This is a genomic window from Rhizocola hellebori, assembly GCF_016862955.1.
Classification (GTDB): domain Bacteria; phylum Actinomycetota; class Actinomycetes; order Mycobacteriales; family Micromonosporaceae; genus Rhizocola; species Rhizocola hellebori.
The window spans coordinates 1-17,296 of the sequence record NZ_BONY01000098.1 but is presented as its reverse complement, the minus strand read 5'-3'; the positions used below and the strand labels follow the sequence as shown (position 1 = coordinate 17,296).

General features: G+C 65.6%; 16 protein-coding genes and 1 pseudogene. 11 read left to right on the top strand and 6 right to left on the bottom strand.

Features of this window, described 5'->3' with window-relative positions; translation table 11 throughout:
- Positions 1-13: 13 nt before the first annotated feature.
- From Rhe02_RS42825 to Rhe02_RS42805, 5 genes are all read left to right on the top strand, one after another.
- On the top strand, positions 14-994 hold the full coding sequence (locus Rhe02_RS42825) for a LacI family DNA-binding transcriptional regulator (RefSeq protein WP_203914263.1): 981 nt from the start codon (positions 14-16) through the stop codon (positions 992-994).
- 71 nt (positions 995-1,065) lie between these two features.
- Positions 1,066-2,388 (top strand): ABC transporter substrate-binding protein, encoded by a 1,323-nt coding sequence (locus tag Rhe02_RS42820; protein ID WP_203914262.1) that lies wholly within the window; start codon positions 1,066-1,068, stop codon positions 2,386-2,388.
- Between the two features lie 63 nt (positions 2,389-2,451).
- Entirely contained in the window at positions 2,452-3,351 is a 900-nt protein-coding gene (locus Rhe02_RS42815; protein ID WP_203914261.1) for a carbohydrate ABC transporter permease, read from the top strand.
- Positions 3,348-4,166 (top strand): carbohydrate ABC transporter permease, encoded by an 819-nt coding sequence (locus Rhe02_RS42810; RefSeq protein ID WP_203914260.1) that lies wholly within the window; start codon positions 3,348-3,350, stop codon positions 4,164-4,166. Before Rhe02_RS42815 ends, Rhe02_RS42810 begins: the two co-directional genes overlap by 4 nt.
- A 67-nt stretch (positions 4,167-4,233) precedes the next feature.
- Positions 4,234-4,590 carry an endonuclease domain-containing protein gene (locus Rhe02_RS42805; protein ID WP_203914259.1) on the top strand — a complete coding sequence of 119 codons (357 nt, stop codon included), beginning with the start codon at positions 4,234-4,236 and terminating at the stop codon, positions 4,588-4,590.
- Here the strand turns inward: Rhe02_RS42805 and Rhe02_RS42800 are convergent.
- The 4 genes from Rhe02_RS42800 to Rhe02_RS42785 form a co-directional block, all read right to left on the bottom strand.
- Positions 4,577-6,619, bottom strand: coding sequence for a transglycosylase domain-containing protein (locus Rhe02_RS42800; protein ID WP_308442064.1), 2,043 nt, complete (start codon positions 6,617-6,619; stop codon positions 4,577-4,579). The two genes, Rhe02_RS42805 and Rhe02_RS42800, sit on opposite strands and share 14 nt — an antisense overlap.
- 299 nt (positions 6,620-6,918) lie before the next feature.
- Complete coding sequence (locus Rhe02_RS42795) at positions 6,919-7,644, bottom strand: PIG-L deacetylase family protein (protein WP_239124421.1); 726 nt, start codon at positions 7,642-7,644, stop codon at positions 6,919-6,921.
- A 16-nt stretch (positions 7,645-7,660) separates the two neighbouring features.
- Entirely contained in the window at positions 7,661-9,187 is a 1,527-nt protein-coding gene (locus Rhe02_RS42790; RefSeq protein ID WP_308442063.1) for a glycoside hydrolase family 10-like protein, read from the bottom strand.
- Positions 9,188-9,305: 118 nt separating this feature from the next.
- A complete protein-coding gene (locus Rhe02_RS42785) occupies positions 9,306-10,208 on the bottom strand; it encodes an N-acetylglucosamine kinase (RefSeq protein ID WP_203914257.1) in 903 nt (300 codons plus the stop codon).
- A gap of 144 nt (positions 10,209-10,352) precedes the next feature.
- Here Rhe02_RS42785 and ngcE point away from each other — a divergent pair, with 144 nt between their 5' ends.
- The 5 genes from ngcE to Rhe02_RS42760 are packed head-to-tail and all read left to right on the top strand — an operon-like array spanning position 10,353 to position 15,270.
- Entirely contained in the window at positions 10,353-11,765 is a 1,413-nt protein-coding gene (gene ngcE / locus Rhe02_RS42780; RefSeq protein WP_203914256.1) for an N-acetylglucosamine/diacetylchitobiose ABC transporter substrate-binding protein, read from the top strand.
- A complete protein-coding gene (locus tag Rhe02_RS42775; protein WP_203914255.1) occupies positions 11,762-12,646 on the top strand; it encodes a carbohydrate ABC transporter permease in 885 nt (294 codons plus the stop codon). Before ngcE ends, Rhe02_RS42775 begins: the two co-directional genes overlap by 4 nt.
- Positions 12,643-13,464, top strand: a complete 822-nt coding sequence (locus Rhe02_RS42770; protein ID WP_203914254.1) for a carbohydrate ABC transporter permease — start codon at positions 12,643-12,645, stop codon at positions 13,462-13,464. The genes Rhe02_RS42775 and Rhe02_RS42770 overlap by 4 nt, the downstream gene beginning before the upstream one ends.
- Positions 13,465-13,475: 11 nt before the next feature.
- Positions 13,476-14,402 carry a MurR/RpiR family transcriptional regulator gene (locus Rhe02_RS42765; RefSeq protein WP_203914253.1) on the top strand — a complete coding sequence of 309 codons (927 nt, stop codon included), beginning with the start codon at positions 13,476-13,478 and terminating at the stop codon, positions 14,400-14,402.
- Positions 14,371-15,270, top strand: a complete 900-nt coding sequence (locus Rhe02_RS42760; RefSeq protein ID WP_239124420.1) for an N-acetylmuramic acid 6-phosphate etherase — start codon at positions 14,371-14,373, stop codon at positions 15,268-15,270. The genes Rhe02_RS42765 and Rhe02_RS42760 overlap by 32 nt, the downstream gene beginning before the upstream one ends.
- Here the strand turns inward: Rhe02_RS42760 and Rhe02_RS42755 are convergent.
- The gene (locus Rhe02_RS42755; protein ID WP_203914251.1) at positions 15,263-16,198 is read right to left on the bottom strand and encodes a serine hydrolase domain-containing protein; all 936 of its coding nucleotides are present in this window, start codon (positions 16,196-16,198) and stop codon (positions 15,263-15,265) included. The genes Rhe02_RS42760 and Rhe02_RS42755 overlap by 8 nt on opposite strands.
- A 35-nt stretch (positions 16,199-16,233) precedes the next feature.
- Between Rhe02_RS42755 and Rhe02_RS42750 the strand changes: the two genes are divergently transcribed.
- Complete coding sequence (locus Rhe02_RS42750) at positions 16,234-16,989, top strand: IclR family transcriptional regulator (RefSeq protein ID WP_203914250.1); 756 nt, start codon at positions 16,234-16,236, stop codon at positions 16,987-16,989.
- Positions 16,990-17,061: 72 nt separating this feature from the next.
- Here Rhe02_RS42750 and Rhe02_RS42745 read toward each other — a convergent pair.
- Positions 17,062-17,235, bottom strand: a pseudogene (locus Rhe02_RS42745) (helix-turn-helix domain-containing protein); the annotation flags it as partial.
- Between the last annotated feature and the right edge of the window lie 61 nt (positions 17,236-17,296).

Here is a 17,296-nt window from a genome sequence, read left to right as displayed (position 1 = left end):
AAAGGGGGCCCGGGTGCCGGCGACCATCCGTGATGTGGCGCGCGTCAGCGGCGTACACGTCTCGACCGTGTCACGCACATTCAGCGCACCGCATCTGGTCAACCCCTCAACGCGGGCCCGGGTGCTGGAGTTCGCCGAACAGCTGGGCTACCGGCCCAACCGTGCCGCGCGCGCTCTGATCACCGGGCGCACGCACAATATCGGCCTGATCGTCGCCGACATCGCCAACCCCTTCTTTCCCCCGCTGATCAAAGCGGCGGAAAGTCATGCGCGAGGACGCGATTACCACGTCTTCGTCGCCGACACCAACGAGGATCCCGGCGTCGAGGAGGAGCTTGTTCTGGCGCTTGCCAAACAGGTCGACGGGGTTCTGCTGTGCAGCCCGCGCATGAGCAACGCACAGATCGAAAAGCTCTCCCGCGACGTGCCACTGGTCGTCGTCAACCGTCCCGTTCCCGGCCTGCCGGCCGTGATCATGGATGTGGCGCAGGGTGCCCGGCTCGCCGTCGAGCACCTGACCATGTTGGGGCATCGGCACATCGCTCTGCTCGGCGGCCCGCGCGGATCCTGGAACAACCGGGAGATCCGCCGGTCGGCGACGCTTGCCGCTCGCGCGGCAGGAAACGAGCTGACCGTGCTGGGCCCCAACCCGCCCACCGAGGAAAGCGGGGCCGCGCAGGCCGACTCAGTCCTGCGTACGGGCGCCACCGCGGTCCTCGCCTACAACGATCTGATGGCGGTCGGCCTGATCGACGGCCTCAATCGGCTAGGCATCACCGTGCCGGACCAGATAAGTGTTGTCGGCATCGACGACACCGCACTGAGCAGGCGCACCCGTCCCACCCTGACGACGGTGGCCACACCAACCGCGGCCGCCGGCCGGGCGGCTGTCGACATGCTGCTACAACATGGCGACGACCGCCGCACCACCGCACTTGTCACCCTTCAGACCGAACTAATCATTCGCGACTCATCCGGGCCCTGCCCCAAATAGCATCCCGAGCCCGCATCGCACTGCGGGCCCGGGACTTCGGCCCGGCACCCTACAACTCAAGGAGTGTCGTTATGCACCGCGCCGCAAACGCACACGTTACTACCAGGCGAAGTCTGCTTAGGGCCGCGGCCTTAGGCGCATTAGCCACCCCGTTCCTCGCCGCCTGCGGCGACGACGCTGGCCAGCAGCCCGCCCCGGAGTCCACCGAGCCGGTCGAGCTTTCCATGTTCTGGTGGGGCGCCGAGGCTCGCGCCAAGTCGACCGAGGATGCGCTGAAGCTCTACACCGCCAAGTACCCGTTCGTCACGTTCAAGACGACTTGGCAGGGTAACCAGGGGTATTACGACAAGCTCGCCACCCTGGCCGCGGGCGGCAACGCCCCGGACATCTTCCAGATCGACGACGGCGCGCTGAGCGAGTACGCGGAGCGGGGCGTCACGCTGGACCTGAACTCGTACAAGAGTTCTGGCAAGCTCGACGTCAAGAAGTTCCCCGAGGGCCTGTGGAAGTACGGCGAGGTGGGCGGAAAGCTGTCGGGCGTCCCGACGGGCGAGAACACCCCAGGCATGATCTACAACAAGCAGCTCTGCACCGAGCTCGGCATCCCCGAGCCCACCAGCGGCATGAGCTGGGAGGCGCTGATCACCTGGGCCGAGCAGGTTTGGGTCAAGTCGGGCAACAAGGTCTACGGCACCATGGACCCGAGCGCCGACTACAAGGCGCTCTGGGTGTGGCTGCGCCAGCAGGGCAAGGAGCTCTACAACGGCAAGGCGGTGGGTGCCACCAAGGAAGACCTCGTCAAGTGGTTCGACCTTTGGCAGGGTGCGCGTGACCGCAAGGCCGCGCCGACCGCCGACCTGATCCACGAGGCCAACGGCGGCGACGTCACCAAGCAGCTCGTGGTGACCGGCAAAGCCGCGACCTCGTTCATGTGGGGCAACCAGATCGCCGAGCTGTCGAAGGCCACCAAGTCCACCCTTGGCGTGGTGACCTACCCGGGTGACAACAAGGGGCAGTGGGCGCGTGCCGCGCTCTACTTCTCGGTCGCCAAGAGCTCCGCCAAGCGTGACCGCGCGGTCGACGTCGTCAACTTCCTGGTCAACTCGCCGGAGGTCGGCAAGCTGTGGGGCACCGACCGCGGCCTGTCGTCAAACCTGGACGTGCGCAAGGCCGTCTCGGACTCGCTGACCGACGCGGTGCAGAAGACGGCGTTCGCCTTCGAGACCGACCTGGCCACCAAGTTCGGGCCGGCGCCGCAGGTTCCGCCGAAGGGCCACGTCAAGGTGCGTGCTCTGCTCACCACCCACGCGGAAAGCGTGCAATACGCGAAGGCCACCTCGGCCGCAGCGGCGGACGCCTTCCTCAAGGAAGCCAACGCGGCTCTCGCCGCCTGACCTGTCACGAAAGGCGGCCGCCCTCCTGCGAGAGGGTGGCCGCCCCTTTGAAAGGAGTGGCAAATGGCGGCACATCGCCGCGAGGGGGTGGCCGGATACGTCTTCCTGTCCCCCTGGTTGCTAGGACTGTTGGGGATCACGGCGATCCCGATGGTCGGGTCGCTGGTCCTCAGCTTCACCAACTACGACCTGCTTTCCGACTGGTCGGAGTTGAAGTGGGTGGGCATACACAACTACACCCGCATGTTCACCGACGACCCGCACTATTGGCACGCGGTGAAGGTAACCCTGGTCTTCGCCTTGGTCGCTGTGCCGCTCAAGCTGAGCGCTTCACTCGCGGTCGCGCTGCTGCTCAACAAGGAACGTCGTGGTACAGGGCTGTTCCGCGGTCTGTTCTACCTGCCCTCGCTACTCGGTGGCAGTGTCGCGCTCGCCCTGGTGTGGCGGGCGATGTGGGCGAAGGAAGGCGCAGTCAACGGCTTCCTCGCACTTTTTGGAATAGAGGGCCAGAACTGGATCAATGAGCCGGACTGGGCGCTGCATACCCTTGTCGTGCTGGCGATCTGGCAGTTCGGCGCCCCGATGGTGATCTTCCTGGCCGGGCTGAAGCAGATCCCGAAGGAGCTCTACGAAGCGGCCGCCGTGGACGGAGCCGCGAACTGGCGGGCCTTCTGGCACATCACGCTTCCCGGCCTGTCCCCGGTCATCTTCTTCAACCTGGTGCTGGAGACGGTTCACGGGTTCCAGGGGTTCACCTCGGCCTATGTGATTTCCGGTGGAACCGGCGGCCCGATCGACTCGACGCTGATGTACACGCTCTACCTTTACAAGGCCGGGTTCGGCGACTACCAGATGGGTTACGCCTCAGCGATGGCCTGGGTCTTCCTCGTGGCGATCGCCGTAATCACCGCTGTCCTGTTCTCCACCGGGAAATTCTGGGTGCATTACGGAGACCAATCATGAAGTACCTGCGTCTAGTCGCACTCATCGGCATCCTCGCGATTGTGCTCTACCCACTCCTATGGATGCTGAGCACCTCGTTCAAGCCAGACGAGGAGATCGTTGGCGGGATTGGGTTGCTGCCCAAAGACCCTCAACCGTCGAATTATATTGATGGCTGGAATAGCCTCGACGTGAGCTTCACGCGCTTCTTCATCAACAGCGCGGTCATCGCCGGGGTCTCCGTAGTCTTCAACTGTGTGTCGTGCCTGCTGACCGCGTATGCCTTCGCGCGCTTGCGCTTCCGGGCACGCGGGCTCTGGTTCACGCTGATGATCGGGACTCTGCTGCTGCCCGGGCACGTGCTCATCGTGCCGCATTACATCCTGTTCAAGACGTTCGGCTGGATAGACACGCCCCTTCCGCTCGTCGTGCCCAAATTGCTTGCCACGGAAGCGTTCTTCATCTTCCTTATGGTCCAGTTCATGCGGGGCATTCCGCGTGACCTCGACGACGCGGCGAGCATCGACGGCGCGGGGCCGTACCAGATCTTCTGGCGGATCATCGTGCCCCTCTCCAAGCCCGCGCTCGTGACGACCGCCATCTTCACGTTCATCTGGACCTGGAACGACTTCTTCAGTCAACTGGTATATCTGTCCGGATTGGACAACATTACAGTTCCGGTGGCCCTGCGCAATTTCCTAGATTCAACCGGCCAGTCCTCACTCGGGCCGATGTTCGCGATGTCTGTGCTGTCACTGCTTCCGGTGTTCGCCTTCTTCGTCGCGTTCCAGCGCATGCTCGTCCAGGGCATCAACACCTCCGGCCTCAAAGGCTGATCTCCGTAGGAGTTATTCTTGGCGACTTATGGTTGCTATAACAGCCATAAGTCGCCAAGTTGCGCGGGTGAAGCTTCCATCAGAGCTGGCCCGCGGTGACTGGCAAAGAGTGTTTCGCAGCGTTTTCAACACCACGCCAGGGCGCATGACGGCGCACCGGCTTCCCAGGCCGCAAATGCAGGTGCTGCGCAAGGATTCCAGTGGCCGCAACCGCTACCTGGACGCCTATTGGGAGGAGCACAAGCTTCACGTCGAGATCGACGGCGCGCACCACATGGAGGTCCGGCATTGGACGGCGGATATGTTGCGCCAGAACGAAGTCTGGCTCGAAGGCGACTGCGTGCTGCGCTTCCCGGCGCACTTAATCAAGACCCAGCCAGAGCTCGTGATGGAGCGGATCAGGCAAACGCTTACGGGTAGGTGAAGTCCATGATGGGCTGGCCGGCCAGGCCGTCGCGCAACAGCTCGGAGACGGTGTTGACGGGCTTTTGCGACTGGCTGTCGCCCACCGCGTGCGAGGGTGTGTCCGGGTCGGCGATGAACGAAGCGCCGGCGAGCTGTGGGGTGAAGCCGACGAACCATGCGGCGCGGGTGTCGTCGGTGGTACCGGTCTTGCCCGCCACCGGCCGGCCGACGATGCCGTAGACGCCTCCGGCCGTTGACCAGTCGCCACAGCTGCCGCCCTTGGCCTTGTATCCGGTGACACACCGGGCCGCATCCGTCGCCGCGTTGGCGACCGAAGCCGGGACCTCCTGATGGCACTTGGGTTCCGCGAGATCCTTGCCGTCGCGGGTGAGGATCTGGTTGACCGGCATGGGCTGGCAGTAGACCCCGTGCGCCGCAACGGTGGCGTAGGCGTTGGCCATCTCCAGCGGGGTGGTGTCGGCGACGCCGAGAGTGAACGGGCCCCAGCCCGCCGACCGCACCGGATCGGCGTAGTACTGGTCCACGTCGGTGCGCCAGCGCAGGCCGAGCCGTTCGGCCATCCTGACCACCTTGTCGGCTCCGACCGCCTGTTCCAGCTGCACAAAGTAGGTGTTGACCGACTTTCCAAATCCAGACCACATTGTTTGGGTACCGGTCATAGCCGCGCTCGCGTTCTGCGGGCACCATCGCCCGCCGCAGACGGCCGGCCCCGGCTCGGCCACGTATTGGGACACAAGCTGTTGCGGCGAATGGTAGGCCGTGGTGAGCGGCATTCCGGCCTCAAGCGCGGCCAGCATCGTGAACATCTTGAATGTCGAGCCCGCCTGGTACCCAGGGATGTCTCCGCCGCCGAGCAGTGGCGCCACGGTATTCGGATAGCTGCCCGGCCGGGTCGAGCCAGCCGCCATACTGGGGCCATTGGCGCTCTGGTCGGCCGAGTAGATGCGGTTGACCGCCATGGCCCTGACCCGGCCGGTGCCGGGCTCGATCATCGTGACGCCATGGGCGTAGGAGCTGTTCATCTTCTCCTTCTCCAGCACCCGCGTCATGGCCATGCCCTGCAGCTTCGGATCGATGGAGGTGACCACCCGCAGCCCGCCGCGGCGCAGCATTTGCAGCCGCTCACCCGGGTTGGCGCCGAACTCCTCCTGCTGCATCCACCAGCTCTTGAAGAAGTCGCAGAAGAATGCGTAGCTGTTGACCTCGGCCGCCACGCTTTGGCAGTCGTTTTGCGGCTCGTAGACGGTCAGCAGCACCGGTTCCTTCTGTGCCGCGGCGACCTCTTCGGGGCTGACGAACCCCTGCTCGGTCATCTTCTGCAGCACGTAGTCGCGGCGGTCCTTGGCGGCGGTGGCGTCGTTGGTGGCCGGGTCGTAGTCGGTGGGCGCCTTGACGAGCCCGGCGAGGGTGGCCGCTTCGGCCAGGGTCAGGTCCTGGGGTTCCTTCGAGAAGTACACCTTGGCCGCGGCGAAGGCCCCGTAGGCGCGGTGGCCGAAGTAGGCCGCGTTCAGGTAGCGCTCAAGGATGGCCTGCTTGGAGATGCGCTTCTCCAGGGCCATGGCCAGGCGGACCTCACGCAATTTGCGCGCGTTGCTCTGCTCGGTGGCGTCCAGAACGTCCTCGGGGGTGGTCGCGCCGTCGCGCAGCGCCATTCGCACGTACTGCATCGTGATGGTCGAGCCACCCTGGGACACCGAGCCCGCTTTGCGGTTGGCCACGAAGGCGCGAGCTAGACCGTAGATGTCCACCCCGTTGTGCGCGTAGAAGCGGGCGTCCTCGGCGGCGACGATGGCGTCGATGAGATAAGGCGACATATTGACGAGGCTGGTTTCTTGCCGGTACTCCTCATAAAACATTGTCAATAAAGTCGAATTATCGGCTGCGTAGATGTAGCTGGTCTGGGCGGACGGCAAGTCGTCCAGCTGCGATTCCATCGCCAGAAAGGTCGCCGTCTCCGCCTTGACCATCTTGCCCGCCACGTAGGCGAACGGCATCAGCAGGGCGGAAAGGATGAGGCCGGTGATCAAACCGACCCTCCACAGATGTGGGAAGCTCCCCCAAAACCGCGCCACGCCTTGACGTTAACGGAATGATCTCCTCGGCGCTGGCGGATCGAGAATCTTGATGATCGGGTGAATTTCCACTTTGGACTCATCACGCTTCGAAATCGCTCGGTCACCGAAAGAATCGGCACGCGTTCATTTGCCAGATTTCTGACGACAGTTTTGCGAGCGGCCCGCCGAGGGGGTAGGCTCGCTCGCAGTGCTCGTCCCGGCGATTCCCCCCGTGATTGCCGGGACGGGCACCTTTCTATGTCGCGACCGGCCTATTCGGTACGGATGATCGTGAATGCCTCAGCCAGCCGCCCAGGCTGCTCGCTCAACGCGGACAGGCGTTCCCGCAACATCTCCTCCAGGTTGGACATATGGCTGGTCTGGGTCACGTGTGCCCGCAGCGCGGTGAGCTTGCGGTCGAAGACATCGGTGACATCCACTCTGTGGTCGGGGTCTGGGCCCCCGGAGAACCACATCTCGCGCACCACCCACGGCTCCAGCCCCGCCTCCAGCAGATCGGGATGGGCGAATTCGTTGCGCGCATCCGGATAGACCGCGCTGGTGGTCGCCTCCCCCACGGCCAGGTGGTCGGGGTGGCTCGGGCCGGCGAGGCGATCCCATCGGCGAAGGGGTGAACTGGTCAGGATCCGGTCGGGCCGGAATCGCCGGATCCCCGCGGTGATGTCTTTGCGCAACTCCAGCGACGGCGTGATGCTGCCGTCGCTGTACCCCTCGAGAAATTCGACCTGCTTGACGCCGAGGGCGGCCGCCGCCGCGCGCTGCTCCGACTCCCGGATCAGGGGCATCTGGTCGCGTGGCGTGGCGTCGAACCCGCCCGAGTCACCGCGCGTCACCAGCAGGTAGGACACCTCTATCCCGGCGTCGACCCAGGCGGCCACCGTGCCGCCGGAGCCGAAGTCCACGTCGTCGGGGTGTGCGAAAACGCAAAGGACCCGCTGCACATCCGGCAGCGGGTCCACTGACCTTGGAAAGCCCATGGTCACAGCTTAGATATCAGGCGAAGCGCGGTGGGCTCGGCGGCCCCTCGTTCCACAGCCGGTCAAGCGCTGTGGCCAGGTAGACGTAACGCTCGCCCTCGACCGCGGTGGTGTCGACGAACGTGGTCTCCTTGCCGGTACGGCGCACGGTGCCCACCAGGTTGCGGCCGTCGTCGGTCACGCACGGCTGCTCACCGATCTTGAAGCGATAGATCGCGTAGGAGGTGATCTCGCCCCACACCGGCCGAATGGTCAGCGTGACCCCGGCCGCGTCGCGCCTGTCGTGCGTGATGATCGGGAAGAGCAGCGGGCTCGCCGGCAGATGCGGCATCCTCGGCACCAACGCCGGCTTGGCGTAGTGATCGGCCACGAACTGGGTGGACGAGCCGATCAGATCCTGCATCACGATCTTGGCGCGGAAGTGGACGTCGCCGTCGACCTCGGGATAGTCGTGGTTGAAGGTGAGGTGCTTGCTGATCTCGATCGGGTCGAACCAGGCCGCGGGCTGCCCGGCCAGGGCGACCTTGTAGTTGGCCTGCCCGATGTAGAGGTGCACGTTGGTTCCCGCGGCGACGTCGTTCCACCACGGCACGAGCTTGGCGTAGTCGGCCACGGCGAGCCCGATGTGCCAGTAGATCTGCGGCACGATGTAGTCGATCCACCCCGCCTTGACCCACTTGCGGGTGTCGGCGAAGTTCGCGTCGTAGGACTGGGTGCCGTTGGTTTCCGAGCCCAGCGGGTCGGCGGCGACGTTGCGCCAGATGCCGAACGGGCTCACCCCGAACTTGACCCACGGCTTGAGCTGCTTGATGCGCTGACCGAGCTCCTGCACCAACAGGTCGATGTTGTTGCGCCGCCAGTCGGCCTTGGTCGCCCAGCCCGCGCCGTATTGCGCGAACGTGACGTCGTCGCCGAAGTCCTGACCGGCGGCCGGGTAGGGGTAGAAGTAGTCATCGAAGTGGACACCGTCGATGTCGTACTTGCTTACCGCGTCGAGGACGGCGTCCTGCACGAAGCGGCGCACCTCCGGCACGCCCGGGTTGTAGTAGAGCCGCGCCCCCGCCGCGTTGACGGGGTAGGGAACCGTCCATTCAGGATGGTTGCGCACCGGGTGGTCGGCCGGCAGCTTGGTGAGGTCGACTCCGGCCTCCGACGCGGAAGCGGGCATGCTGATCCGGTAGGGGTTGAACCAGGCGTGGAACTCAAGGTTGCGCTTGTGCGCCTCCTCGAGCAGGAACGCCATCGGGTCCCAGCCCGGATCCTGCCCGGCGGTCCCGGTCAGGTACCGCGACCACGGCTCCAGAGCGCCCGGCCAGAACGAGTCAGCCGTCGGCCTCACCTGGACGATGACCGCGTTCATCCGGGTCGCCACGGCATAGTCGAGCATCGAAATATATTCGGCCTTCATCGCCTCGATGCCGCCCGGGGTCGGCCAGTCCAGTCGCTGGACGGTCGCGATCCACATGGCACGGAACTGGCGTTTCGGCGTGAACGGGTTCGCCTCGCAGGCGGCCGTGGCCTCGGGCGAGGCGGCTGCGGGCAAGGAGGAAGCTGCGAGTGGCCCAAGAAGAGCGGCGGAACCTGCCGCTACAAGAAATGTTCGACGGGCTGTCATGGAGGAAAGCTTCAGCGCCAGCCCGAGCGATGTCAATAGTTCACGCCTACTTCCTGGGCGCGGTGAATCGTTCACAGGGCGCGTTCGCCGGGAGGGTTCCGTTGGTGGCGGCCACGGCGAGCAGCAGCGCACCGTCCACTCCGGACCCGATTGGCCTGCGAACTTCGATGTCTGGGGAGAGGCTGGCGCGGAAGGATTCGCGCACCGCCCGGACCCGGAACAGGTTGCCGGTGGTCGCGATGACCGGCTCGGAGACGATCGCGCTGCGCGCGGTCTCGGCCAGGTGCGCGCCGGCCTGTGCCAGGATTCCTTGCGAGATATGGTCTCCGGCCTTCTCCACATGCGGGACAAAACCGGCCATCATCCCCGCTCGATCCTCCCGCTCGGCCAGCTCGGCGACCAGCTTCGCCTCATCGCCGAAATGCGCGCGCAGCGCGGTGAGCAGGGCGGCGGAGCCGTCCGGGCGGCCGTCGGCGGCGCGCAGCGCGGCTTGCAATGCGGTGCGCCCGATCCAGCTGCCTCCGCCGCAATCGCCCACCAGGTAACCCCAGCCGTCTACGCGCGACCAGGTGCCCTGCAGGTCGGAGCCGAGCGCGACCGCACCGGTGCCGGCCGCGATCACCACACCCGGGTTGAGTCCCAAAGCCCCCGCATAGCTGGAAAGCATGTCCGAACAGAGCAAAACGGTCCGTGCTCCATATGCCCGAAACATCATGGGGGGTACCTGTTCCCGCAGCACCCGCCCGCGCATGAAGTAACCCGTCGCGCCCACCGCCACGGCATCCACCGTTGACCGCTGGGTGCGCGACAGCAGCTCGCCAACCAGGCTCTCCACCGCGACCACACGATCGGCGATGCCCTCGATCGAGGTTTCGGCGATCACCTGCCCATCCAGTGCCAGGGCGGCTCTCGCGCCTGTCCCGCCGAGATCGGCCCCAATCACCAGCATGGAAGCAGACGTTAGCATCGCGGTTAAGGATTAACTATCCAATCACAGTGTCCGTTAACTATTGACATCGTCACCCGGGTCGGGGAAGCATCGGCTTCACGTTCGTTCCGCCTGAAATCAAAGACGATGCGAAGGAAGCCCCTGATGACAGCACAAGAGATACGTCGCCGGACGGTGCTCGGCACCGCCGCAGCGGCGACGTTAGCACCGGCGGGCCTGCTCGCCGGTTGCGCCATGGGCTCGGATGACGGCAAGCCAAAGGAGGAAGGACAGGCCAACGCCAAGAATCCTTTGGGCGTAAAGGAAGACGCGGCACTGGAGATCGTCATCTTCAACGGCGGCTTCGGCGAGGAATACGCCAAGTCGCACGAGGTGATGTACAAGGAGAACTTTCCCAAGGCGGAGATCAAGCACTCGGCTGTCACCGAGATCAGCAAGACCATGCAGCCCCGCTTCATCGACGGCAACCCGCCCGACGTAATCAACAACTCTGGCGCGGGCCAGATCGACCCGGGCACGCTGGTCTCGCAGAACCAGCTGGCCGACCTTGCCGATCTGCTCAACGCGCCGAGCCTGGACCAGCCGGGCAAGACGGTCCGTCAGACGCTGCTGCCGGGTGCCGTGGAGACGGGCACCTTCGACGGCAAGACCTTCATTCTCAACTATGCCTACACGGTCTACGGGATCTGGTACTCGAGCAAACTCTTCACCGACAAGGGCTGGCAATACCCGAAGACCTGGGACGAGCACATCGCGCTGTGCAAGACCATCAAGGCGGCGGGCATCGCCCCGTGGACCTATCAGGGTCTGCACCCGCGCTACATGAGCTGGCCGGTCATCTCGACCGCGATCAAGTTCGGTGGCCAACAGGTCGCGATGAACATCGACAACCTTGAGCCCAACGCGTGGACGTCGGACGCCATGAAGCAGGCCGCGTCGGCGTGGCACCAGATCGTCAAGGACGGCTACATCCTGCCCGGCTCGCCCGGCCTGGACCACAAGCAGTCCCAGACCGAGTGGTGCAATGGCAAGGCCGCCTTCATCTCCTGCGGTTCCTGGCTGGAGAACGAGCAGAAGGCGGTCACCCCGGCCGGCTTCAACATGGTCGTGGCGCCTACCCCGAGCCTGGGTTCCGGCGACAAGCTGCCCTTCGCGGCGATTCGTGGCACCGCGGGCGAGCCGTTCGTCGTACCCGCAAAAGCAGCAAACGAACGTGGGGGCAAAGAGTATCTGCGCACCATGCTGTCCTTGAAGGGCGCGAAGGACTTCACGGGCAAGGTCTCCAGCCTCACCATCGTGGCCGGCGCCGCCGACGGCATCAGTCTCGGCTCGGGCCTGGACTCGTGTGTCAAGGCGCTCAAGGACTCCGGCGACAAGGGCTTCAACTGGATCTATCCGGTGTACTACCGCAAGCTGGAGCGCAACCTGGTGGACGCGGCGTGCGGCGAGTTCTTCTCCGGCCGCATCGGGCCCGACGAGTTCCTCACCAAGTGCCAGAAGGGCGCCGACGAGATCGCGGCCGACACCACTTTCAAGAAGTACAAGCGCTCGGCATGAAGCACGGCAAATACCCTCTGCTGGCAGCGTTCCTGCTGCCAGCATTGGGGCTGTACGGGTACTTCGTCATCTCGCCCTACGCCCAGGCGTTCGTCATCTCGGCGACCGACTGGCACGGCCTGTCGAACGAGTTCAACTGGGTCGGGCTGGACAACTTCAAGCGCCTGCTCAGCGACGAGTACATGCGCAACGCGTTGTGGCACAACGCGTTGCTCCTCATTCTGCTCCCGGTCATCACCATCGTGCTCGCGCTGTTCTTCTCCTCGATGCTCAACGTGCACCGGGCGAAGGGCGCGGGCCTGTACAAAATCATCTACTTTGCGCCACAGGTGCTCTCGGTCGCGGTCATCGGGGTGCTCTGGAAAGAGATCTACAACCCGCGCAGCGGCTTGCTCAATGGCACGCTCCGCGCGCTAGGGCTGGACGGCTTGGCGAAAACCTGGCTCGGCGATCCGGCGGTCGCCTTCTGGGCGATCCTGGCCGTGATGGTCTGGGCCAATGTGGGCTTCTATGTCGTGCTTTTCGGGGCGGCCATGCAGTCGATCCCGAAGGAGCTCTACGAGGCGGCCGAGCTCGACGGCTCGTCGCGCTGGGCAACCCTTTGGCGCATAACGCTTCCGCTGCTGTGGGACACGGTCCAGGTGGCCTGGGTGTACCTGGCGATCCTCGCCCTGGACGGCTTCGCCCTGGTGCAGATCATGACTCGGGGCGGGCCTAACTTCTCCACCGATGTCGTCGGGCAGCGCATGTACGACGTGGCCTTCTCGGAGAACAAATTCGGTATGGCGTCAGCGATCGGCGTGGTCCTGTTCTTCCTCACCCTCACCATCACCGTGGCCGCGCTGCGGATCACCCGGCGGGAAAGGATCGAGTTTTCATGAAACGCAATCCCTTCCCCCAGGCGATGCTCGTCATCTGGGGCGTGATGACCGCGCTGCCACTGCTATGGGTGGTGGTGACATCGTTCAAGGACGACGCCGAGATCCTCAACGACCCGTGGGGTCTGCCGGGCGAGTTGCGCTGGAGCAACTTCGCCAGAGCCTGGAGCCACGGGAACATCGGCAAGTACTTCCTCAACAGCGTCACCGTGCTTTCGGTGTCGATCACCCTCACGATGCTGTTGGGCGCGACCGCCGCCTACGCGCTGGCGCGCTACGACTTTCCGGGTAAGCGGTTCGTCTATTTCCTCTTCGTCGGTGGGATGATGTTCCCCGCCTTCTTGGCCCTGGTGCCGCTGTTCTTCGTGGTCAAAAACGCGGGTCTGCTCAACACTCTGCCCGGTCTGATGCTCGTCTACACCGCCTATTCGCTGCCCTTCACCGTGTTCTTCCTCGTGGCCTTCTTCCGCACCCTGCCCACCCAGGTCGCGGAGGCCGCGATGATCGACGGCTGTGGCCCGTTCGCCATGTTCTTCAAGGTGATGCTGCCCATGGCCAAGCCGGGTCTGATCAGCGTCGCCATCTTCAACCTGCTCGGGCAGTGGAATCAGTACCTGCTCCCGGTCGTTCTCGTCAGCGACAGCGAAGACAAGTACGTGCTGGCTCAAGGGCTGGCCGCCCTCGCTGTCAATGAGGGCTACCGGGGCGATTATTCACGACTGTTCGCCGGCCTCACGCTGGCTATGCTCCCGGTCCTGATCGTCTATGCGGTATTCCAGCGCCAGGTCCAATCCGGACTCACCGCGGGACAGCTGAAATGAAGGAGATGACCGTGACCACCACCGAGACCTACCCCGACAGCGGCGCCGAAACCCTCCTCGTCCGGCTTCGCGGGCTCATGCCCACGCTCGCCGAGTCGGAGCGGGCGGTGGGCCGGCTGGTGCTCGACCAGCCCGCCGAAACCGCGCGGATCGGCATCTCCGAGCTGGCCCGGCGCGCCGGAACCTCGGCCACCACGGTCACCCGGTTCTGCCGCAGCATCGGCCTTTCCGGCTATCAGGAGCTTCGGCTGCTGCTCGCCGTGGTCGGCTACAAGCAGGAGGCGGCCGGCCGGCAGCTGCCGATCGGCGACGCCGCCGAGATCGCCGCCGACGATCCGCTGCCCGCAATCACCCGCAAGGTCGCGATCGCTTCGCAGCAGGCGATCCAGGACACCTTGGAAACCTTTGACCTGTCTGCGCTTGCGAGCGCGGTCGAGGTGCTCTCCGGCGCCCGCAAGGTCGACATCTACGGCGTCGGCTCCTCCGATGTCGTCGTGGCCGACCTGCACCACAAGCTGTCCCATCTCGGCCTGATCGCGGTGGCCTACTCCGACGTGCACCGCTCCATCGCCTCCGCGGCTCACCTCGGCAAGGGTGACGTGGCGATCGGGGTGTCGCACTCGGGCCGGACAGCGGAGGTGCTCGACCCGATGCGGGTGGCCCGCGAACGCGGTGCGGTCACCGTCGCGGTCACCAACTACCCCCACTCCCCGCTGGCCGATCAGGTCGACATCATCCTGGCCAGCGCCGGCCAGGAGGACGTGCTCTTCCGCACCGGCGCCACCGTCAGCCGCATCGCCCAGCTCTATGTCACCGACTGCCTGTTCGTCGCGCTAGCCCAGCATCGCGGCGAGCAAACGTGGCAGGCATTTGAAAATGTCCATCAAGCAGTCTCGTCAAGGACAGGTGAACGTGCACGTAGCCGACGTACCAACTGAGGAGCGCAACCCGGCCTCCATGGATCTGGACGCGCTCCCCCTGTCCGACCTGCTCCAACTGATCAACCAACAGGACCAAACGGTGCCAAAAGCGGTGGCCGCGGTGCTGCCGCAGATCGAATTGGCTGTGCTCGCCGGAGTCCGGGCGCTGCGCTCCGGCGGGCGTATCCACTATTTCGGGGCGGGAACCTCCGGCCGCGCCGCGTTTGCCGACGCGGCCGAGCTGCGCCCCACCTTCAGCCTCGAGCCCGATCAGGTGGTCGCGCACGTGGCCGGCGGCCTGGAGGCGCTGTGGAGCGCGGTCGAGCAGGCCGAGGACGACGACAACGCCGGAGCCCGCGACGCCGCCGAGGTGACCGCCAAGGATCTCGTCATCGGCGTGGCCGCGTCGGGCGCGACACCGTATGTCGGGGGCGCGCTGCGGCACGCTCGCTCGGTCGGCGCCACCACCGCCCTGATCTCCTCGAACCCGCATGCCCCGCTGCACGAATTCGCCGACATCCCGATCGCGGTGGAGACCGGCCCGGAGGTGATCACCGGGTCGACTCGGATGAAGGCCGGTACCGCGGCCAAACTCGTGCTCACCACGTTTTCCACCGCGGTGATGGTCCGAATTGGACGGACGTGGTCCAACCTGATGGTCTGCGCCGTGCCCAGCAACGCCAAGTTGCGTCAGCGGGCGGTGCGCACTCTGATGAGCGCCACCGGTCTGCCCGCCGAGGTGGCGCAGCAGGCGATCGCCCAGGCCGGCGAGGAGCTTCCGGTGGCTCTGGTGATGCTGCTCTCCTCGGTCGATGCCCGTACCGCGCGGCACGCCCTGACCGACGCGCAGGGCATGGTGGCCGACGCTGTCCGCAGGCTCAGCTAGCCGGCTTCCACGGCAAGCCGAGCCCGGTGGCCTCAGCGAGGCTGACGCGCAGAAAATCGTCGATGGCCGGATCACCGTCGAAGTCGTTGGTCAATGCCACCGCGGCGTACCTGTGCTGCGGCACGATCAGCAGGCACGACTTGAACCCGCTGAAGGACGTGCCCCGGTGCCAGATGATGCTCGCCTCGCGGTCGGCCAGGTGGCAGCCCAGTCCGTACCAGGTCCCTTCGGGCGTCGCCACGCTCACCTTCGTCATGGCGGTGAGCACCGCCGGGGAGTCGAGCAGGTGTTCGGCGAACGCCAGCAGGTCCGGGACATTCGAGAACATCCCGCTACCCGGATTCCGCGCCCGCAGATAGCCCGGCTCCATCGGCTTTCGGCTGCGGTGCCCGCACACTCCCGGCATCGGTTCGAATCCCGAGCCGACCATCCCGGCAGGCTGGAAAACCGCCTGCGCCACAGCGCTTTCGAACGTTGCCCCGGACAGTAGCGCCAAGGCGTGCCCGGCCAGCCAATAGCCCGCATTGCAGTATTCCCACACCGTGCGCGGCGCTTCCGCCGGCGGGCTGGATACCACCAGCCCCACCGCCCGCGCCAGCGCGTCATCGCCGCTTCCGAACTGAGCGAGGGCATCGCGGTCAAGGTCGTTGCGCAGACCCGAGCGGTGGCTGAGCAGATCGCGCGGTGTCAGCTCGGGCGAGACCCGCCAGGTGCCGATCAACTGCGGCATCACCTCGACGACGGGGCTGTCGACCAGCTCGGGCGCCACCGTCACGAAGGCGGCGCAGGTCACCGGTTTCGTCAGCGACGCCACGTGCAGCACCGTTTCCGGCGTGATCGGCTCACCCGTGTCCACATTGGCCACGCCTGTCGCGTCCATCTCGCGCCGTCCGCCAGCCGACGTTCCTGTCACCAGCCCAGCTATCACGCTGTCAGTGTAGGTGCGCGCGATAGGCTCGGCTTATGACCGCCAACGGCAGCGCTGGAAACGCCATCGAGAAGGCGCTCTCGGTGCTGGAGGCGCTTGCCGATCACGAACGGATCACCGATCTGGCCGAAACCACCGGCCTGCCCAAGTCGACCGTGCACCGGATCCTCCAGTCGCTTGTCGGCCATGGCTTCGCCACCTCCGACGGCAACGGCGGCTACCTGCCCGGCCCGCGCGCCCTCACCCTCTCCGGCAAGATCATGCACCGCCTCGACCCGGCCCGCCTGGCCAGCCCCGCCCTGAACGCCCTGCGCGACCGCACCGGCTACACCGTGCACCTCGCCCTGCGCAACGGCGACGAGGCCGTCTACGTCGAGAAGCTCACCGGCCACAAGCCCTACGAGATGCCGTCGCGGATAGGGCAGAGCCTCCTGTTGCACAGCACCGCGATCGGCAAAGCCATCCTCGCCGCACTGTCCGATGAAGAGGTTGCCGCCATCTGCCGCCGCACCGGCATGCCCCGCCGCAGCCCGCACACGATGACCTCCCCCACCGATCTCATCGCCCACCTCGCCGAGATCCGCCACCACGGCTACGCCATCGACGACGAGGAAGACGTCGAGGGCCTGCGCTGCATCGGCGCCGCCGTCACCGGCAACCACGGCCAGGTCGTTGGCGCGGTAAGCATTTCCACCCTCGTGCACGAGCTCCCCCCGCGCGAAACCCGGCTCATGGGCACCGAGGTCCTCACCACCGCCCGCGAAATCTCCCTCGCCCTCGGCGCCCCCTAGCGATAGGCCAGCCGCACCTCCCACTGACTCGCCTTGCGCTGCTCGTCTCGAATGCTCCGGTCGCCTGAAAATCTCCAGGCTCGGCTGCAGCTGCCCCGACTCGATCCTTCCCACCGTCGACGCGTGAATCTTTGCCGCCCGCGCCAGATCACGCTGGCTCAGGTCGGCCCTTCTCCTTGCCGCTCTTAACAATCCAGCCGCAGGATAGCTCGCTCCATACGGACCTTCATAACTCCGCCCCGGCATGTGCGGGACACTATCCGCCGGGTAGGACACTTCCTCCACCGCACCTTTGCTCTGCACCCAT

Bases quoted from the DNA above. Each gene is read 5' to 3' on its own strand.
- ngcE (WP_203914256.1), top strand. From the start codon at position 10,353: ATGACAGCACAAGAGATACGTCGCCGGACGGTGCTCGGCACCGCCGCA.
- Rhe02_RS42815 (WP_203914261.1), top strand. From the start codon at position 2,452: ATGGCGGCACATCGCCGCGAGGGGGTGGCCGGATACGTCTTCCTGTCC.
- Rhe02_RS42785 (WP_203914257.1), bottom strand. From the start codon at position 10,208: ATGCTGGTGATTGGGGCCGATCTCGGCGGGACAGGCGCGAGAGCCGCC.
- Rhe02_RS42810 (WP_203914260.1), top strand. From the start codon at position 3,348: ATGAAGTACCTGCGTCTAGTCGCACTCATCGGCATCCTCGCGATTGTG.
- Rhe02_RS42775 (WP_203914255.1), top strand. From the start codon at position 11,762: ATGAAGCACGGCAAATACCCTCTGCTGGCAGCGTTCCTGCTGCCAGCA.
- Rhe02_RS42795 (WP_239124421.1), bottom strand. From the start codon at position 7,644: ATGGGCTTTCCAAGGTCAGTGGACCCGCTGCCGGATGTGCAGCGGGTC.
- Rhe02_RS42770 (WP_203914254.1), top strand. From the start codon at position 12,643: ATGAAACGCAATCCCTTCCCCCAGGCGATGCTCGTCATCTGGGGCGTG.
- Rhe02_RS42750 (WP_203914250.1), top strand. From the start codon at position 16,234: ATGACCGCCAACGGCAGCGCTGGAAACGCCATCGAGAAGGCGCTCTCG.
- Rhe02_RS42820 (WP_203914262.1), top strand. From the start codon at position 1,066: ATGCACCGCGCCGCAAACGCACACGTTACTACCAGGCGAAGTCTGCTT.